Origin of the sequence: Streptomyces sp. GMY02 (genome assembly GCF_019056675.1) — a bacterium.
Taxonomy (GTDB): domain Bacteria; phylum Actinomycetota; class Actinomycetes; order Streptomycetales; family Streptomycetaceae; genus Streptomyces; species Streptomyces odonnellii.
Genome location: NZ_CP077658.1, coordinates 7,615,212 through 7,633,103, shown reverse-complemented (window position 1 = coordinate 7,633,103; position 17,892 = coordinate 7,615,212). Strand labels below are relative to the sequence as shown.

At 71.9% G+C, this 17,892-nt stretch carries 15 protein-coding genes; 10 read left to right on the top strand and 5 right to left on the bottom strand.

The features are described from left to right. Positions 1 to 121: 121 nt before the first annotated feature. The gene (locus tag KQY30_RS32520; RefSeq protein WP_217310116.1) at positions 122 to 1,222 is read left to right on the top strand and encodes an O-antigen ligase; all 1,101 of its coding nucleotides are present in this window, start codon (positions 122 to 124) and stop codon (positions 1,220 to 1,222) included. A 143-nt stretch (positions 1,223 to 1,365) separates the two neighbouring features. Here KQY30_RS32520 and KQY30_RS32515 read toward each other — a convergent pair whose 3' ends face one another. Then, entirely contained in the window at positions 1,366 to 1,926 is a 561-nt protein-coding gene (locus KQY30_RS32515; protein WP_217310115.1) for a hypothetical protein, read from the bottom strand. Between the two features lie 238 nt (positions 1,927 to 2,164). After that, positions 2,165 to 2,992, bottom strand: coding sequence for a glutamate racemase (locus KQY30_RS32510; RefSeq protein WP_254407422.1), 828 nt, complete (start codon positions 2,990 to 2,992; stop codon positions 2,165 to 2,167). 82 nt (positions 2,993 to 3,074) lie between these two features. Here KQY30_RS32510 and KQY30_RS32505 point away from each other — a divergent pair, with 82 nt between their 5' ends. Then, a complete protein-coding gene (locus tag KQY30_RS32505) occupies positions 3,075 to 4,244 on the top strand; it encodes a glycosyltransferase (RefSeq protein WP_217311437.1) in 1,170 nt (389 codons plus the stop codon). Between the two features lie 8 nt (positions 4,245 to 4,252). Here the strand turns inward: KQY30_RS32505 and KQY30_RS32500 are convergent, their stop codons facing one another. Continuing rightward, a complete protein-coding gene (locus tag KQY30_RS32500) occupies positions 4,253 to 5,530 on the bottom strand; it encodes a TerD family protein (RefSeq protein ID WP_254407421.1) in 1,278 nt (425 codons plus the stop codon). A gap of 250 nt (positions 5,531 to 5,780) precedes the next feature. Here KQY30_RS32500 and KQY30_RS32495 point away from each other — a divergent pair, with 250 nt between their 5' ends. From KQY30_RS32495 to KQY30_RS32480, 4 genes are all read left to right on the top strand, one after another. After that, positions 5,781 to 6,269 (top strand): DUF6643 family protein, encoded by a 489-nt coding sequence (locus tag KQY30_RS32495; protein ID WP_217310112.1) that lies wholly within the window; start codon positions 5,781 to 5,783, stop codon positions 6,267 to 6,269. A gap of 36 nt (positions 6,270 to 6,305) precedes the next feature. Further along, positions 6,306 to 7,172, top strand: coding sequence for an MOSC domain-containing protein (locus tag KQY30_RS32490; protein WP_217310111.1), 867 nt, complete (start codon positions 6,306 to 6,308; stop codon positions 7,170 to 7,172). 245 nt (positions 7,173 to 7,417) lie between these two features. Beyond that, on the top strand, positions 7,418 to 8,026 hold the full coding sequence (locus tag KQY30_RS32485) for a hypothetical protein (protein WP_217310110.1): 609 nt from the start codon (positions 7,418 to 7,420) through the stop codon (positions 8,024 to 8,026). Positions 8,027 to 8,332: 306 nt separating this feature from the next. Beyond that, positions 8,333 to 10,744, top strand: coding sequence for a right-handed parallel beta-helix repeat-containing protein (locus KQY30_RS32480; protein WP_217310109.1), 2,412 nt, complete (start codon positions 8,333 to 8,335; stop codon positions 10,742 to 10,744). Between the two features lie 10 nt (positions 10,745 to 10,754). On the opposite strand, the gene KQY30_RS32475 is transcribed toward KQY30_RS32480, so the two are convergent. Continuing rightward, positions 10,755 to 13,220: a hypothetical protein gene (locus KQY30_RS32475; protein WP_217310108.1), complete on the bottom strand. Its 2,466-nt coding sequence runs from the start codon at positions 13,218 to 13,220 to the stop codon at positions 10,755 to 10,757. Positions 13,221 to 13,641: 421 nt separating this feature from the next. On the opposite strand from KQY30_RS32475, the gene KQY30_RS32470 reads away from it, so the two are divergent. Together KQY30_RS32470 and KQY30_RS32465 are read left to right on the top strand one after the other, a co-directional pair. Then, positions 13,642 to 14,490 (top strand): DeoR/GlpR family DNA-binding transcription regulator, encoded by an 849-nt coding sequence (locus tag KQY30_RS32470; RefSeq protein ID WP_217310107.1) that lies wholly within the window; start codon positions 13,642 to 13,644, stop codon positions 14,488 to 14,490. Positions 14,491 to 14,682: 192 nt separating this feature from the next. After that, entirely contained in the window at positions 14,683 to 15,150 is a 468-nt protein-coding gene (locus KQY30_RS32465) for an SRPBCC family protein (RefSeq protein WP_217310106.1), read from the top strand. A gap of 29 nt (positions 15,151 to 15,179) precedes the next feature. Here KQY30_RS32465 and KQY30_RS32460 read toward each other — a convergent pair whose 3' ends face one another. Continuing rightward, positions 15,180 to 16,364, bottom strand: a complete 1,185-nt coding sequence (locus tag KQY30_RS32460; RefSeq protein ID WP_254407420.1) for a PLP-dependent cysteine synthase family protein — start codon at positions 16,362 to 16,364, stop codon at positions 15,180 to 15,182. Between the two features lie 153 nt (positions 16,365 to 16,517). Here KQY30_RS32460 and KQY30_RS32455 point away from each other — a divergent pair, with 153 nt between their 5' ends. Together KQY30_RS32455 and KQY30_RS32450 are read left to right on the top strand one after the other, a co-directional pair. Then, complete coding sequence (locus KQY30_RS32455; RefSeq protein ID WP_217310105.1) at positions 16,518 to 16,835, top strand: hypothetical protein; 318 nt, start codon at positions 16,518 to 16,520, stop codon at positions 16,833 to 16,835. Positions 16,836 to 17,307: 472 nt separating this feature from the next. After that, positions 17,308 to 17,832, top strand: a complete 525-nt coding sequence (locus KQY30_RS32450; protein WP_217310104.1) for an ATP-binding protein — start codon at positions 17,308 to 17,310, stop codon at positions 17,830 to 17,832. Positions 17,833 to 17,892: the final 60 nt, after the last annotated feature.

The window sequence follows — 17,892 nt, the reverse complement described above, 5'->3', positions numbered from 1 at the left end:
CATTCCTTCGCAATCCCTCCACACATCGCCACCACTGCCGTTAGCGTGTGCGCCAGTCCTTGTCACATGGCCGGATCCGGCGGTTGTGGGCGGGGCCCGTCAGAGTTCGGGGGGCGACGGGATGACCGCACCTGCGGAACCGCCGTTGGAACGATCAGTCGTACGTGAACGCGGCAGCGCTCCCGATGTCCTCGGCGCCGCGGTCCTCGGCGGCTGCGCCTTGTGGGCGCTGATCAGCGCGGCGGGCAACGGCGGCCGGCCCGAGGGCGTCCTGCTCGCGGTGCTCGCCGTCACGGCCGGTTACGCCTGCGGCCGGATCAGCGGATCCCTCGTACCGGTCGGTGCCGCCTCGGTGACGGCCGTCGCCGGACTCGCGGCGGCGATCGCATCAGGCCATGAGGGGTTCGGCATGGCCCTCTCCGTGGGCACACCGCCCGGGGACGTGGGCGCGGTCGCCGGGCTGCTGGTGCTGGCGGCGGGGGCGGCCTGCTGCGCGGCGACGGCGGCCCGGCTCCCTGCCGTACGGCTGGTGCTGTGGCTGCTCGCGCTGACGATCACGGGAGCCGCGCTGCTCTTCGGCTCGATCGCGGGGTTCATCGCGGTGCTCGGGGTGGTGCTGTGCTCGCTGGCGGCGGCCAGGACGCGGCGGCGGGCGGCCGGTCTCGCCGGGCTGGCGCTGGTCACGGCGCTGGTGGTGGGCATGTCGTGGGCGGTGGCCGAGCAGGTTCTGCCGGAGGGCCTCTCGGTGTCGCTCGAGGGGCAGCTCACCCAGTACCGGGTGGCGCTCTGGCAGGACGCGGCCGACTTGGCGGAGGAGCATCCGCTGCTGGGCTCCGGGCCCGACCGTTTCGGCGATCTCAGTCCGACCGCGACCCGCGCGCTGGACAGCGACGGCACCCCGCACTCGGCACCGCTCCAGCAGGCGGCGGAGCAGGGCGTCGTGGGAGTCGTGCTGCTCGGCGCGGTGTACGGCTGGCTGATGTACGGGCTGGCCCGCTCGGCGTGCTCGACGCCGGTGGCCCTCACGGCCGGGGCGGCGCTGACGGCCCTCGCCGCCGTGGCGAGCGTGGGCAACGCGCTGAGCTTCACCTCGGTGACGGCGGGCGCGGGGCTGCTGGCGGGCCTGGCCACGGCACGGCCGGAGACAAGGCCCGGTGCCGGCCCCGACGGCCCTGGCCCCGGCGATCCCGGCGCGGGTCATGCCCGTACGGCACCGGCCTGACGCGTACGACGCGATGCGCGTACGACGCAATGCGCGGACGAACAAAACGACAACGCAAAAACGACGACGTAAGACAACGCCGACGTAAAACCGAGCCGACGCGCGTAAAGCAGGACAGGAGGCGTCAGAAGGACAGGCAGGCGTCAGATGCCCGCCGCGTTGGGCTTCGGCGCGAGCTGCAGACGGCTGCGGATGAACCGCACCGCCGACTCGGCGTCGTCCACCGTCACCGTGAAGATCCTGCCGTCGCCCAGCTTGAGCACCAGGGCCTCACCCCGGCGCACCACCACGGCCGTGCCCCTCTCGGGCCGCCACCGGTATCCCCAGCCGCCCCACTGGCGCGGCGTGACCCGTGGCTCGAAATCGGCGTCCACGACATGGGCGAGCAGAATGCGGCGGCGCGGCAGTCCCATGTGACCGCAGCGCACTTCCAGGCAGTCGCCCTCGACCCTGACCGCGACATGCACGAACGCCAGCGTCCCGAACAGGACGAGCAGTCCCGCCGTCACACAGCCGACGACCGCCATCAGCAGCGCGGCGAAGCCGGAGGACCAGGAGAATTCCACGGCCAGCAGAACACCGAGCGCGATGCACGCGGCGCCCGCGGCGGCGAGGAGCCACTGCACACGGTTGGTGGCGCGGCCCGTCCAGGTGTCGGGCAAGGGCTCAGCGGCGTCGCCCTCATGCCGGGGATGCTCCCTCATGTCTTGCAGACTACCCAGGTTCCGCCGGGCCGGTAGCCCCTCGGCGAGCTGATGCCGCGTTACTCCAGGGGCACTTCCCGACCGCTCCCCGCGTACTCCGAACGTGGCCGCGCATGCGTCCCGTCTGCCGTCCGAGCGTCTCCGCGAGCCTTCGGTACGGCCGCGACGGACGTCCAGCAGGCGCTCCGGACGTACCCCGGACGCGCCCGTGAAGATGCTCCGTTCAGGTCAGCCCGGGTCAGCGCACCTGGCTGACGGCGGCCAGGAGCCGCCCTTCCGCGTAGGCGAGCGCGGGCTCGGGCAGTACGCCCTCCCGACCGCTGAGCAGTACGGTGAGCCGCCCGCCGGACGGACCCGCCGGCGTGACCGATGTCACCGGCCCCCGTCCGCCGCCCGCCCCGTCGGCGACAGCCGCTCCCACCCTCCGCAGCGCCTGCGCGGCGACCGCGTCCGCCGAGCCGTACAGGACGACCGCGGGCAGTCCCGGCCGCTGGAGGGCCGTACGAATGCGTTCCTCGACCAGTTCGTAATGGGTGCACCCCAGGACGACGGCCCGCGCGTCGCGCGGTGTGAGCGCCGCCGCCGCGGCCACCGCGCGGTCGATCGCCGTCTCGTCGGCGGCGTCCACCGCGTCCGCCAGCCCCGGGCAGGGCACCTCGGTGACGTCCACCGCCGGAGCGAAGTCGCGGATCAGCCCGTGCTGGTACGGGCTCCCGGTGGTGGCCGGGGTGGCCCAGATCGCGAGGGGCCCGCCGCCGGCCGCGGCCGGCTTGATCGCCGGGACCGTACCGATGACCGGCAGCGCCGGCTCCAGTTCGGCGCGGAGCGTCGGCAGGGCGTGCACGGAGGCGGTGTTGCAGGCCACGATCAGCGCGTCGGGCTGGTGCTCGGCGGCGGCGCGGGCGACGGCGAGGGCCCGTTCGGTGACATCCTCCGGCGAACGCGGGCCCCAGGGCATTCCGTCGGGGTCGCAGGAGAGGACGAGATCTGCCTCGGGGCACCGTCTGCGTACCGCGTCGGCCGCCGCGAGCAGGCCGATGCCCGAGTCCATGAGCGCGATCTTCACTCGGTCACCATAGTCGACCGCGTGTGCGGTCCCGGCGATGTGGGGCAGACTGCGGCGGGTGAGTGCCGTTGCCTGGATCGCCATGGGTTCGCTGGCCGCGTGGGGCTGGCTGTTGCTGGGTCAGGGGTTCTTCTGGCGTACGGATCAGCGGCTGCCGGCGCACGAGGAGTACCACGTACCGGAAGGACCCGCTGCCTGCTGGCCGTCCGTCGCCGTCGTCGTACCGGCCAGGGACGAGGCGGCCGTGCTGCCCGCGAGCCTGCCGTCCCTGCTGGCGCAGGTCTATCCGGGCGAGGCCGAGGTCTTCCTGATCGACGACGGCAGCGAGGACGGTACGGGCGTACTCGCCCGCGAACTCTCTGCACGCTACGGCGGGCTGCCGCTGACCGTCGCCTCGCCCGGCGAACCCGGGCCCGGCTGGACCGGAAAGCTGTGGGCGCTGCGCCATGGCATCGCGCTGGCCCGTGCCCACGACCCCGAGTATCTGCTGCTGACGGACGCCGACATCGCCCATGAGCCGGACAGTCTGCGGGAGCTGGTGGCCGCCGCCCGCGCGCACGAACTCGATCTGGTCTCGCAGATGGCGCGGCTGCGGGTGGTGAGCCTGTGGGAGAAGCTCGTCGTACCGGCGTTCGTCTACTTCTTCGCGCAGCTCTATCCGTTCCGCTGGATCAACCGCCCCGGCGGGCGCACGGCCGCGGCGGCCGGCGGCTGTGTCCTCCTCCGTACGGAGGCCGCCGTGCGGGCGCGGATTCCCGACTCGATCCATCAGGCCGTGATCGACGATGTGTCACTGGCGCGCGCGATACGGCGTGATGGCGGCCGGATCTGGCTCGGGCTCGCGGACCGGGTGGACAGTGTGCGTCCGTATCCGCGGCTGGCGGACCTCTGGCGGATGGTCTCGCGCAGTGCCTACGCACAGCTCAGGCACAATCCGCTGGTGCTCGCCGGTACGGTGGCGGGGCTCGCGGTGATCTATCTGGCGCCGCCGCTCGCGCTGGGCGTGGGGGTGTCCGCCGGGGACACGGCCGCCGGGTGGCTGGGATTCGCCGCATGGGCGGTGATGACGGCGACGTACATCCCCATGCTGCGGTACTACCGGCAGACGCTCGCGCTGGCTCCGCTCCTGCCGTTGACGGCATCGCTCTATCTGCTGATGACGGTCGACTCCGCCGTGCAGCACTACCGGGGCCGCGGCGCGGCCTGGAAGGGGCGTACGTACACCCGCCCCCGGGCCACGCCGGACCCCTGACGGATGGATCACTTCCTGCCCGGCGTCCAGTTCATGCCCCAGCCATAGGCGTAATCGATGGTCCGCTGCGGACTCACCCCGCGTTCCGGTACGAGAAAGCGCGCTTCGCGCTGGACGACGAGGTCCGAGCCGGTATTGGTGATCAGCGCGAGTGAGCAGACCGTCGAGGGCACGGTGCATTCGCCGAGTGAGAACTCGATCGGGGCGCCGTGCTGTGGCTGGAGGGTCACCGTCGCGTCGAGATCCGCGAAACTGCGCGCGCCTTCATAGATCGTCACGAAGATGACGATCCTGCGCAGCCGGTCCTTGTGGTCGAGGTTGATGGTGAGGTTCTCGCCGCTGGCGGAGCCGCCCGTGCGGTCGTCGCCGTCGAGATGGATGTACGGCGGCTGGTTGAGCGCGCCGAAGGCATTGCCGAGCGCCTGGACGACGCCTTTGCGGCCGTCGGTGAGTTCATAGAGAGCGCACAGGTCGAGATCGAGATCACCGTGCATGGCGACGGCCCGGCCGAGTTTGGCTCCCCAGCCCTTGAACTGTTTGCGCACCTGCCAGTTGAGGTTCACGCGCATCGCACCGGAGTTGCCGCCCTGCTTGGAGAGGGAGACGGTCGGTGCCTCCTTGGTCAGGGTGACTTTGCTGAGCCGTACGGGTGCCGGAGCGGGCGCCGGAGCGGGCACGGGCGCGGGAGGAGCCGGCGGCGCGACCGTACGAGCGGGCGCGGGCTGTGCGACACGTGTGGGAGCGGGCGCCGCGCTCTGCTGCGGTTCGTCGACGGAGATTCCGAAATCCCTGGCCAGGCCCGCGAGTCCGCTGTCGTACCCCTGCCCCACGGCACGGAACTTCCAGTTTCCCTGCCGCCGGTACAGCTCACCCAGGACGAACGCCGTCTCGACGGTCGCGTCCTGGCTGTCGTACCGCGCGATCTCGGTGCCCGCCGCAGCGTCCAGCACCCGTACATGGAGCCCCGGCACCCGGCCGAAGTTGCCGCCGTCGGCCGACGCCGCCAGAACGATCCGCTCGACGGAGGGCTCCACACGTGCGAGATCGACGGTGACGGTGTCGGTGACACCGGCTCCCGCGGTCTTCTTGTTCTCGTGGCGTACCGCGCCCGAGGCGTGCTCCGGCTGGTTGTAGAAGACGAAGTCCGCGTCGGAGCGGACCTTCCCCGAGACGAGCAGGAGCGCGGACGCGTCGACGTCCGGTACGCCGGGTCCTGAACGCCATCCCAATTCGACCCGGACGGCGGGTACCGGTACCGGAAGATTCGCTCCCTTAAGCATGGACATGCTCGCCCCCATCGCGCGTCGGGTGTCCGAAGATTTTGTGCCGCCAAACCTAATGGCAGGAACGTGGTTCGGACCCCGCGAGACCCGCCGTAACCCCCTGCTAGCTTGCCCTTTACACGATCCGAACACTGCCGGACGACCGTTTTTCCCAAGTTCGCTCGCATTGGGGATCCGAAGCCGCCCACAGCTCCCGAAACAACCCCCTTATCCGACTCCCCAACCGGCACATCGTGGGCTTAACTTATGTTCCATGACCTCCCCCCGCGCCACCTACGGCGGCGGTTACTACACCGCGCCGTCGTTCCCGGACACCCCTATCTACGACTCCTTGGTCGCGGAGCGGGGCACGCCTCAGATCGCCCCGATCAGAGTGCCTTCGGCCTACGACACGGGCAACAGCTATCTGCCGGCTCTGCCCTCCGCGCTGCCCGCCCTCCCCGCGGGTCCCTCCGCCCAGCCCGCGGCCCCCTCGTACGGCAGCGGCTACCAGCAGCAGCCGATGCCGCAGCCCATGCCGCTGCAGCACGCGCCCGCGCCGTACATCCCGCAGCAGGCGCCGCAGCGCGGCTACCCGGCCGCCCAGCCGCAGCCGCCCCAGCCACCGCGTCAGCCGCAGCGCCCGATGCCCGCCACGGGGTACGAGGCGATGCGTCCGGCGGCGGCTCCGCGCCCGGCGCCCGCGCCGCCCGTACAGTACGACGATCCGTACAACAGGCCGTACCAGCCCCGGGGGTACTGACCGCGCGGGACCGGAGGCCGCTGACAGGATGGCTTCATGCCGAAGCCGCCTCATCAGCCCGTCCACGCCGTTCTGCACGCCCTGCGGATCCATCCGGTCAAGTCGATGGCCGGCTGTGCGCCCGGGCGCGCGCTCGTCGAGCCCTGGGGACTCGCCGGGGACCGCCGCTGGACACTGATCGACAGCACGGGAAAGGTGGTCACCCAGCGCCAGCAGCCGCGGCTGGCACTCGCCCGCGCGGAACCGGGGCAGGAGCCGGACGGCGGGGTCCGGCTGTACGCGCCCGGCCTTGAGCCGTTGACGGTCGGGGTGCCGGAGCCGGTGGGGGGCGGCACGGTCGCGGTGGACATTTTCGGGACACGGGTCGAGGCGGTGCCCGCCGGGCACGACGCGCACGTCTGGGCGAGCAGTTACCTCGGGGTGGAGGTCAGGCTCGTCCATCTCGACGCGCCCGACTCGCGGCGGCCCGTCGATCCACTGTTCGCGAAGCCCGGGGAGACGGTCAGCTTCGCGGACGGCTTTCCGCTGCTCGTAACGACGCTCGGTTCGCTCGACGCCCTCAACTCCCTTATCGCGCGGGGCGATCACAAGGAGGAGGGCCCGCTGCCGATGGACCGGTTCCGGCCGAATCTCGTCGTCGCGGGGACGGAGGCCTGGGCCGAGGACGGGTGGCGGCGCGTCGCCGTGGGGGAGGTCGTCTTCCGGGTCGCGAAGCCGTGCGCGCGGTGCGTGATCACGACGACGGACCAGCGCACCGCCGAGCGCGGCAAGGAGCCGCTGCACACCCTCGGGCGCCACCGCCGACTCGACGGCCGGCTGATCTTCGGGCAGAACCTGGTGCCCGAGTCCACGGGCACGCTCCGGGTGGGAGATCCGTTCACGGTCCTCGAACGGGACGACTGACAGAACGGGACGACTGACAGACAGCCGGGACGGTCCGCACGGCCGAAGACGGCTGAGTCGGCTGAGAACCGCCCCTGCTCGAAGGCCTCCCGCCCGGCACACCGCCCGCGTCCGGCCCCGCACACTCGGTGCACGAACCACTGAGTGCAGGGGACAATGAGGTGAGCTTGCTCTCTCTTCGCTCTCTTCGCGCGTAAACCGTGCTCCGTAAGGCTAAAACGGACACGGAAGGGGGTGTGAGGACTGTGCGCACCGTAACCGGGCTCTGGCGTTGGCGGCGCAACCCCCTGCGCAGGGGCACCGATCTGATCGAGGCGTGGGTCGCGCTGGCGGCGGTGGCGCTGCTCGCCGTGGCGGTCCCCGCGGTCGGCTGGTTCGGCGGCAGGGCGGTCGACGCGTCCATGCGGCAGACCATCGGACGCCAGCACGAACAGCGGCACCGTACGACCGCCGTGGTGGTGCGCGGCTCCGCGGACCACCATGTGCGCGCGTTCGACGCCGAGTCGGCGAGGGAGCACGATCTCGGGCGCCGGGTGATCGCCAACTGGCGGGCGGCGGACGGCAGTACGCACACCGGGACGATCTCGGCGCCGCTGCGCGAGCCCCACCCCGGCGACACCTTCCCGATCTGGGCCGACCACCGCGGCAGGCCGGTCAAGGGCCCGATGAGCACGGAGACCGCGCACCTCCATGCCGTACTGGCCGGATTCGGTATCGCCGTACTGGCCGCCGGGCTGGTGGAGTGCGCCAGACGGCTGGTCGTACGGCACTTGGTACGACGGCGGTACGAACGGCTCGACGAGGCCTGGGCCGAGGCGGGTCCGGACTGGGGCCGCACCGGCGCGGGCAGCTAGAGCCTGATTCGTTTCGGAAGTCCCGTCCGGTTTCGTTTCGGAAGCCCCGTCCGGCCCAGGAGCCGGGCCCGGCAGCCGTACGCCCGGCGAAGGCGCCGCACCACGCGCCCCACCGGGCGCTCCCACCCCCGGCGAGCATGGCGAAGTCCCGCCCACGAGCTGCCGGGACCAGCCGCTCGCGTCAACTCGGCGCTGTCATGCGCGCTACGGTGGTGCCGCACGGTCCCGCCCCAGGTCCTTCTGCGGGGCCGGGGCCCCGGACGGCACAACACGCGCACACGCACGAGGTGGGGGCACAACAGCGCCATGGCACAGGGCACGGTCCAGGTGACGCACACCGGAACTTCGCGTTGGCGTCGCCGCACGGGCGAGTACACCTCCCTCGCCGCCGCCCTGGAGGCGGCGGGCGACGGCGACATCCTCACCGTCGCCCCCGGCACCTACCGGGAGAATCTCATCGTGGCGCGCGCCGTCACGCTGCGCGGCCCCGAGGGCTCGCTCGGCTCCGTCCGTATCGCGCCCGCCGACGGTGTGCCGCTGACCGTCCGTGCCTCCGCCACCATCCAGGACCTCCATGTGGAGGGCCAGGACGCCACATCGCCCGCGCTGCTCGTCGAGGACGGCACGCCCGAGCTGACCGAGCTGCGGGTCGTGACCCGTTCGGCGGCGGGCATCGAGGTACGGGGCGCGGCCCGGCCCACCGTACGGCGCTGCACCGTCGACAATCCGGCCGGTGTCGGCATCGGCGTACTCGACGGCGCGGGCGGCGTGTTCGAGGAGTGCGAGATCGTCGCGGCCGGGCAGGCCGGCATCTCGGTGCGCGGCGGCGCGCACCCCCGGCTGGAGCGCTGCCGGGTCCACCACGCCTCCGGCGCGGGCCTGTCCGTCACCGGCGAGGGCAGCGGCGTGGAGGCGGTCGGCTGCGAGGTGTACGAGATCAAGGGCACGGGTGTGCAGATCGCGTCCCGCGCCGCCGCCCATCTCACCGACTCGTCCGTGCACCGCACCTCGGCCGACGGCATAACCCTCGACACCGACGCCGTCCTCACCCTCTCCGACTGCGACATCCACGACATCCCGGAGAACGCGGTCGATCTGCGTTCCCGCTCGGTGCTGACCCTGACCCGCTCCACGGTGCGGCGCTTCGGCCGCAACGGGCTCTCCGTCTGGGACCCGGGCACCCGTGTCGACGCCAACCAGTGCGAGATCCACGACAGTACGGGCGACTATCCGGCCGTGTGGGTCAGCGACGGCGCGACCGTCGTCCTCGACTCCTGCCGTGTGCACGACGTGCCCGACGCGCTCTTCGTCCTCGACCGCGGCTCGCGCGCCGATGTCGTCGACAGCGACATCTCCCAGGTGCGGAACACGGCCGTGTCGGTGAGCGACGGCGCGACCGCGCAGCTCGACGACTGCCGGATCAGGGAGGCCTCCACCGGCGCCTGGTTCCGCGACCACGGCAGCGGCGGCACCCTCAACTCCTGTACCGTCGACGCCGTTCAGACCGGGGTCATCGTCACCAAGGGCGCCGATCCGACCATCGAGCGCTGTACGGTCACCTCGCCGGCCGAGGCGGGCTTCTATGTGTCGGCCGAGGGCCGCGGCACGTTCCACAACTGCCGGGTCACGGGCAGTGGCGGCTACGGCTTCCATGTGATGGACGGCTGCCGTACGTCGCTGACGCGGTGCCGTACGGAACGGTGCGCGCGCGGCGGGTACGAGTTCCCGGAGGACGGCCCGACCGTCGAGGACTGCACCAGCGACGAGAGCGGTGTCCTGACGCCGTCCTCCGAGCCGCCCGCCGTACTGACCGCGACCCAGACCACCGGTCTGCTGGGGGCGGTCCCCGCGCAGCCGACCGCCGTGACCGCGAAGCCCGCGGACGCCGCCCCGCCCACGGCGCCCGCACGTTCCTCGGAGGACGTCCTCGGCGAACTCGACGCCCTGGTCGGTCTGGAGAGCGTCAAGCGGGAGGTCCGGGCGCTCACGGACATGATCGAGGTCGGCAGGCGGCGCAAGGAGGCGGGCCTCAAGGCCGCCTCGGTCCGCCGCCATCTCGTCTTCACCGGCTCCCCCGGCACCGGCAAGACCACGGTGGCCCGGCTGTACGGCGAGATCCTGCACTCCCTCGGGGTGCTGGAGCGCGGCCATCTCGTCGAGGTGTCCCGGGTCGACCTGGTCGGTGAGCACATCGGCTCCACCGCGATCCGTACCCAGGAGGCCTTCGACCGGGCGCGTGGCGGAGTGCTCTTCATCGACGAGGCGTACGCCCTCTCCCCCGAGGACTCGGGGCGGGACTTCGGCAAGGAAGCGATCGACACCCTGGTGAAGCTGATGGAGGACCACCGGGACGCCGTCGTGGTGATCGTCGCCGGGTACACCGTGGAGATGGAACGCTTCCTGACGGTCAACCCCGGTGTGGCGTCGCGTTTCTCACGGACCATCACCTTCACCGACTACGATCCGGCCGAGTTGCTGAGGATCGTGCAGCAGCAGTCCGAGGAGCAGGAGTACCGGCTCGCGGACGGTACGGCCGAGGCCCTGGTGAAGTACTTCACGGAGCTGCCCAAGGGCCCCGCCTTCGGCAACGGCCGTACCGCGCGCCAGACGTTCGAGTCGATGGTGGAGCGGCACGCGGGCCGGGTCGCCCAGTTGCCGGAGGCCAGTACGGACGATCTGACCCTGCTCTACGCGGACGATCTGCCCGAACTGCCCTGAGAAGCCGGTGTCATTGGGCCGGCCGCTCCGTGGGCTCCTCGGTGAGCTCCTTCATGATCCGCTGGTGGGGCACCGCCGGCGGGGGCAGCCGGTCGAGCAGCGCGGCCCGTTCCGCCGCGAAGGCGGGGTCCGCCTGGTAGTCGGAGTGGCCGAGGACCGGCTCGGGCAGCGGGCGCAGCGCCGTACGTCCGAAGGCGAGCGGGTCCGTGAACGGCTCGCAGTCCACTGCGGGCCGGCCGTCGTGCGCGGGGACCCGGACCGGCCCGCCGATCGGGTCGGTGATCCGCCACAGATTGCGCCAGCAGTGCACCTCCCTGCTCAGCTCGCCGAGCGGTCCCGCGCCGAAGTACGCCGGGAACCAGCGCCCGTACAGCCGCTCCAGCGGTGACCCGTACGTCAGCAGCGCCACCCGGTGGCGTACGGCGGCGGGCAACTGCCAGACGGCCGCCGCGGCCAGCACACTGCCCTGCGAGTGGCCCGAGAGGACGAGCCTGCCGCCGGTCGTCCCGGTCCAGGCGGCGATCCGCCAGGTCAGATCGGGGACGGCGCGCTCGGCGTAGCAGGGTGGCGCGAAGGGGTGGGCGGCGCGCGGCCAGAAGGTGCCGACGTCCCAGAGGATGCCGATGGTGCGCCGCGCCGAGGCGTCGCGGTAGGCGCGGCGGCCCCAGGTGACGAACAGGATGAAGCCGAGGCCGATCAGCCAGGAGCCCAGCGACTGCGCGATGTCGGCGACGGACTCCAGGAACGAGTCGGTGCCCTTGGCGGCCTGGCCGGGCACCTCGCCGCTGGCCCAGGAGCCAGCGAGCGCGGCGGTGCCGAGGAGCAGGGCGGCACCGGAGATCAGGCCGACCAGCCAGGGCACGGCGTCGGTGAGCGCGGCCGCGGCGCGGGCGCCCGCGACCTGCCGGGTACGGGCGGTGTCCATGCTGGCCTTGACGCGCTCGGTGCCGTGCTCGCCCGCCGTGCCGTACGCGCCGTACTCCGCCTCCACGTCGGGCATCAGCCGGCGGGTGGCCCGTACGGTACGGACACCGAGGACGGCGGCCGGAATCAGCAGCAGCGCGAGCAGGACGGGAATGACCGAGGCCTGCCAGCTCAGCAGCACCGGCGGGCCCGCGATCGCGCCCTCGCCCATGCCGGGTGTGGCGTCCCCGTCGAGCCAGTCGGCGACCCACTGGGCGACTCCCCCGGTCATCACTCCGCCCAGCGCGCAGGCGAGCATCGCGACGGCGGGCCCGCCGAGGCCGCGCATCGCGGTCCTGTGATGGGCCACGGGGCGGTGCAGGACATGGGCCGTGACAGCGAGCGCGACGACAAGGGCGACCTGTGCGAGGGCGATCACCCGGAAGGCGGCGTCGCCGGGCAGCGTACCGGCGGAGACCCAGCCGGGCCGGGACCAGGCCGCGTACACCACGGCCAGGACGAGCAGCGCGAGCGCGGTGACGGGCAGGACGCTGATCAGCATCCGGTCGAGGGTGGTGTCGCGCCTGCGCTCGCTGCGGCCCCTGCTGCACACCACCCAGAGCACAACGGCCGCGCAGATGACCAGCGTTGCCTGGAGCAGTCGGCCGAGCAGGGCCTGCGGACCGCTGTCGGAGGCGGTGTCGTATTCGGTGACGGCCTCCGCGAGCACGGCCGCGACGGTGAGGAAACCGGCGGCGGTGTGCGCGGCGCGCAGCCGCGCGACGAGCCTGCGGCCGTACCAGAACCCGGGGCGGCCGAGCGCGGGCCGCGTCCGCGCCGGACCCTGGGTCGCGGAGGGCCGCCGGTCGTCGGCGGTCCGGTCGGTGCTGCCGGTCCGCGCGGGCCGCTCGTCGTGGGTGCCGAATCCGGCCGACTGCCCATTGGTGGGCGGGCGCTGGGACTCGTACGCGCTCCAGGTCCGGTTGGACAGGTACCAGAGCAGCACCACCAGCGCCGTGGGCACCAGCGCGGCGAGGGCGAGGCGCCGCCCGGGCTGCGCCCACCAGCCGTGTCCCTCCGGCGACAGGAAACCGAGCCAGGACCGCTCGGCCACACAGCTCGCGGAACCGGCGCACTGCCATGCCGTCAGATCCATCGCGACCTCGCAGGCCGTGGCGGTCAGCAGCACGGTCAGGGTGAGCGCCACCAGCCGTACGAGGAGTCCGTACAGCCGCTGGGCCCGGCCGAGGCCCTTGGTGGCGGGCCGCATCCAGTGCGCCAGATTGACCACCGTGAAGGGGAGCAGCAGGAGCCACAGGGCGCGCGAGCCATTGCCCGAGGTGAGGTTGGACCAGCAGTACGCCTCGGGCACGGGCCCGTCGGCGTAACGCCCGGGGTGCTGCTCCGCGTCGGCGTCGTCCGTGCGCCGGTAGACGGCGGCCGTCTTGTCGCCGGTGATCCTGACCGTACGCGGATCGTCGAGCATCTTCTGCGGGGTGGCGCCGCCGACGCCATGAATGAGCAGTTCGAGGGCGGCTGCGCCGCTGCGCGGATCCTGGGTTTCTGAGGGCACTTCGCTGACTCGCTCTCGGAGTGACAGGAGTGACGGGAAGAAATAGGGAGGAGCGGGAGGGGCGGAAGGAGCGGTAAGAAGCGGGAAGGAGCGGCGTGAACGCGATGTACGGGAGTGGCAGGCCGAGCCGGGCGCGGGGCGGGCGCGGGCCGGGGTACACCGGAATCCCGGCTCCCGGCCGTCAGGCCCTGTCCGGCGGGGCCCACACGGAGCTTCCCCGGCGCCCGGCTCCCCAACCCCCGGCACCGGTGTCCGAACCGCGTGGGAGGATGAGGGACCCGCGCTGATCGGACATCCCCGGCCATCGGGGACGAGAGCGTACGGCCACGGCTGAGGTCGTACGGGCCGGGACGGCCGCGCGGACGGCGACAGCGACAGCGATGGCGGCGATGGCGATGACACGGAAGGACAGGGACCGGCGGTGACCGACAGTCAGAATCTCCTCGCGGAGCAGCGCCGTGCCCTGATCCTGGACGAGGTGCGCCGGCGCGGCGGGGTCCGGGTCAACGAGCTGACGCGCAGGCTCAATGTCTCGGACATGACGGTCCGCCGGGATCTGGACGCGCTGGCCCGCCAGGGCGTCCTGGAGAAGGTGCACGGCGGCGCGGTGCCGGTGGTCGAGGCGAGTACGCACGAGCCGGGCTTCGAGGCGAAGTCGGGACTGGAGCTGGCCGCCAAGGAGGAGATCGCGCGGGCCGCGGCGGCGATGGTGGTGCCCGGCAGCGCCATCGCGCTCTCCGGCGGAACGACGACATATGCGATGGCGCACCATCTCGTGGATGTTCCGGAGCTGACGGTCGTCACCAATTCGACACGGGTCGCCGATGTGTTCCACGCGGCGCAGCGGGCCGGAGTGGCGGGCGGCGGACGTTCCGGCGCGGCGATGGTCGTGCTGACGGGCGGGGTGCGCACTCCGTCGGACTCCCTGGTGGGCCCGGTGGCCGACCAGGCGATCCGCTCGCTCCACTTCGATGTGCTCTTCCTCGGGGTGCACGGCATCTCCGCGGAGGCCGGGCTGTCCACACCGAACCTGGGCGAGGCGGAGACCAACCGGCGGTTCATCCAGTCGGCGCGCCGGGTGGTGGTCATCGCCGACCACACCAAGTGGGGCACGGTGGGCCTGAGTTCCTTCGCGACCCTGGATCAGGTGGACACCCTGGTGACGGACGCGGGGCTGTCGTCCCGGGCACGCGAGGAGATGGCCGAGCTGCTGCCGGATCTGGTGGTGGCGGGCGAGCTGGAGGAGCTGCCGCCCCCGGGAGACACCTGACGGCCGGAGGCCGGGCAGCCGGAGGCCGGGCAGCCGGACACCGCGCGGCCGAGGGTCGGGGGCCTGGCGGCTGCTGTCCGGCCACGCTGTGAGCCGTTTGCCACGCGCCGGGTCGAAGCGCTCCCCGCGCACCCCGCACTAGACTGTACGGTCCGTCAGACCCCTTCGACTCCGTTCAGGGATGTGCTGTCCATGGCCCGCCAACTCCGTTCCGTGGAACTGGACTTCGCCGACACCGCGCCGGTGCGCCTGGTGTTCACCGGCACGATGGCCGCCCCGCCGGACGCGGTGTACCGGGCGCTCGCCACCGAGACGGAGTCCTGGCCCGAGTGGTTCAGCGGGCTGACAGAGGCCGCGGCGACCCCGGAGGGCCGTACGGTCCGGCTCACGGGCGGTTCGCGCTTCCGGGAGACGGTGCTGGCCGCGCAGCCGGACGTGCTCTACGCGTACCGTACCGACGAGACCAACGCACCCGGCGTGCGTGCCCTGTTGGAGGCTTGGCGGCTGGCACCGGCCGGTGACGGGACCAGGGTGCGGTGGACCGTCGCCACGGACGGGACCGTGCTGTACCGGGCCGTGCTGCGGGGCTCCCGGCCGGCAATGGGCCGTACGTTCCGGAGTTCGGTACGCGCCCTGGACCGCCGCCTCACCAAGACCTGACACCAACGGCCGGCGGCGGCACGGCGGCGTCAGGCGTTGTCCGGCCAGACGCCGTCCGTCAGGAACTGGTCGAGTGTCGCCGTGTACGGGCCGATGTCCAGGCCCTGTTGGGCGAGCCAGTCGTCCGAGTAGTACTTGTCGAGATAGCGGTCGCCCGGATCGCACAGCAGCGTGACCACACTGCCCTGCCGCCCGTCCGCGACCATCTCGCCCACGATCTTCAGCGCGCTCCACAGCCCGGTGCCCGTGGAACCGCCCGCCTTCCGCCCGATGGCCCGCTCCAGCGCCCGTACGGCCGCGACGCTCGCCGCGTCCGGCACCTTCATCATCCGGTCGATGGCACCCGGCACGAAGCTCGGTTCCATCCGCGGCCGGCCGATGCCCTCGATCCGGGAGCCGCGCTCGCTGCACGCCGCCGGGTCGTGCCGGGTCCAGCCGTCGAAGAAACAGGAGTTCTCCGGGTCGGGAACACAGACCCGGGTGTCGTACTGCATGTAGTGCACATAGCGCGCGATGGTCGCCGAGGTGCCGCCGGTCCCGGCCGTGGCGACGATCCAGGCGGGCTCGGGATAGCGCTCCAGCCGGAGCTGCTGGTAGATCGACTCGGCGATGTTGTTGTTGCCGCGCCAGTCGGTGGCGCGCTCGGCGTAGGTGAACTGGTCCATGTAGTGACCGCCGGTCCTGGCGGCCAGCCCGGCGGACTCCTCGTACAGTTTCCGCGAGTCGTCGACGAAGTGGCAGCGCCCGCCGTGGAATTCGATCAGCCGGCACTTCTCGGCGCTGGTGGTACGGGGCATGACCGCGATGAACGGCACCCCGATCAGTTTCGCGAAGTACGCCTCGGAGACCGCCGTCGAACCGCTGGACGCCTCGATCACCGGTTTGCCGGGGCGGATCCAGCCGTTGCACAGGCCGTAGAGGAAGAGCGAGCGGGCGAGCCGGTGTTTCAGGCTGCCGGTCGGATGGGTCGACTCGTCCTTGAGGTAGAGGTCGATGCCCCACCGCTCGGGCAGCGGGAAGCGGAGCAGATGGGTGTCCGCGGAGCGGTTGGCGTCGGCCTGGACCTTCCGTACGGCCTCCTTGAGCCAGGCCCGGTAGCCGGGGTCGCTGCGGTCGGCGTCGATGGTCGCCCGCGTACTGTCCCGGCGCGCACTGTCCTGCTGAATACCATCCCGCCGCGTGCCGTCCCGCTGCGTGCTGTCTCGCTGCGTCATACGCCTGAAGGTACCGGCACCACCTGGGCAAACATCGCCTTTGGGGTGCCATAGCGCTGCCTTGGACACCCCTGCGCAAGGCGGTCTGGTGTCCAGGCGCATACTTGGGCAGACTGCCTGTGAGGGGTACGGGCACGGAGGGGGCTGAACGCCATGGCTGAGCCGGAGTTCGACGCGCGCGGGGTACGGATCGAGCGGTGGCCGCGCTCCCTCACCAAGGCCGGGCAGGTCCTCATCCAGGACGGCAGGCTGGCGCTGCTGACCAGCTACGGCCGGGTGATCGACAGCGCGCCCCTGCGGGCCGTACGGGCGGCGAGGCCCTGGTTCGCGGGCCGTGGCAGCACGGTCGCCACCGTGAACGGGATCCGCTACCGGCTGACGATGGGGCAGCGCGGGCAGAGACCGGACGCGACAGCGCTGGCGGGGCGGTTCCTGGAGGCCGTCAGCCGGGCCGGCCGTACGAAGACCTGAGCTGCGAAGACCCGAAGACCTGAGCTGCCAAGGCCTGAACTGCCCAGGGGCTGCCCGGGGCGCATTTCCGGCCTGCCCCGCAAACGTACGTTACGGCCTGTCCCGCATACGTACGTTTCGGCCTGTGCCGCGCCTGCTTCCCACCTGCCGGGAACGTACTTTCCGGCGTGCCCGGACACGTACCTACGGCGTACCCCGGCGGGCCGGCGCTCCGGCTCGGACACCACGCTGCCCCCTGCCCCGATTCAGGCCTGATCACTCCCCGAACCGCCCCTGATCCGCCCCTGATCCGCCGCGAGTTGCGAAGCCGGACCCCCTGCTTCACTCTGGTCTCACATCACTCAGGGTGAACCGGCGGTAACGCTGAGATCCAGCCCTCCGTCGAGCGGTTGACAGCAGCCTGTGGGCGAGCCAGTTGCCGCGTCCCAAATCCTTCGTCGTCTTCCTCACCTCCATTCGGGGAGTCGCAGCCGTGATCAGCCAGCCCAGCAGGCACTGCACGGTGGAGCTCCAGGCCCTGCCGTCGCGGATCGGCCAGGTCCGCAGAATCATCTCCGCGCAATTGCGCTTCTGGCATCTCGATCCCTTGATCGACCAAGCGGCACTCGGCGTCACCGAGCTGCTGACCAACGTCCACCGGCACGCACAGCCCGACAAGCAGTGCACCGTCGATATCGAGCTGCTGCTCGAACGTCTCACGGTCTCGGTCAGTGACCACGACCCCCGGATACCGACGGTCAACCGTGCCAGTCCCTTCGATACCAGCGGCCGTGGTCTCGCACTGATCGCGGCCGTGAGCGAGAGCTGGGGCGTACGCCCCCGGGGCGAGACGGGCAAGAGCATCTGGTTCACGCTCCCCGCCCCGCCCGCCGCCCTCGCTCTGTCCCAGCGTCCGGTGTACGGCGCGACGACCGACGGCCCCTTCCCGGGCACCGAGTTCGGCGCGCTGGACGGTGCGTACCGGCCGGCCACGGCCCGGGCGTTCGTGGTGGCCTGACCGGCTGTGACCGGCCCGGCCACCATGCTTTCCCCGTAACCAGCAGCCACCGCTTGACCA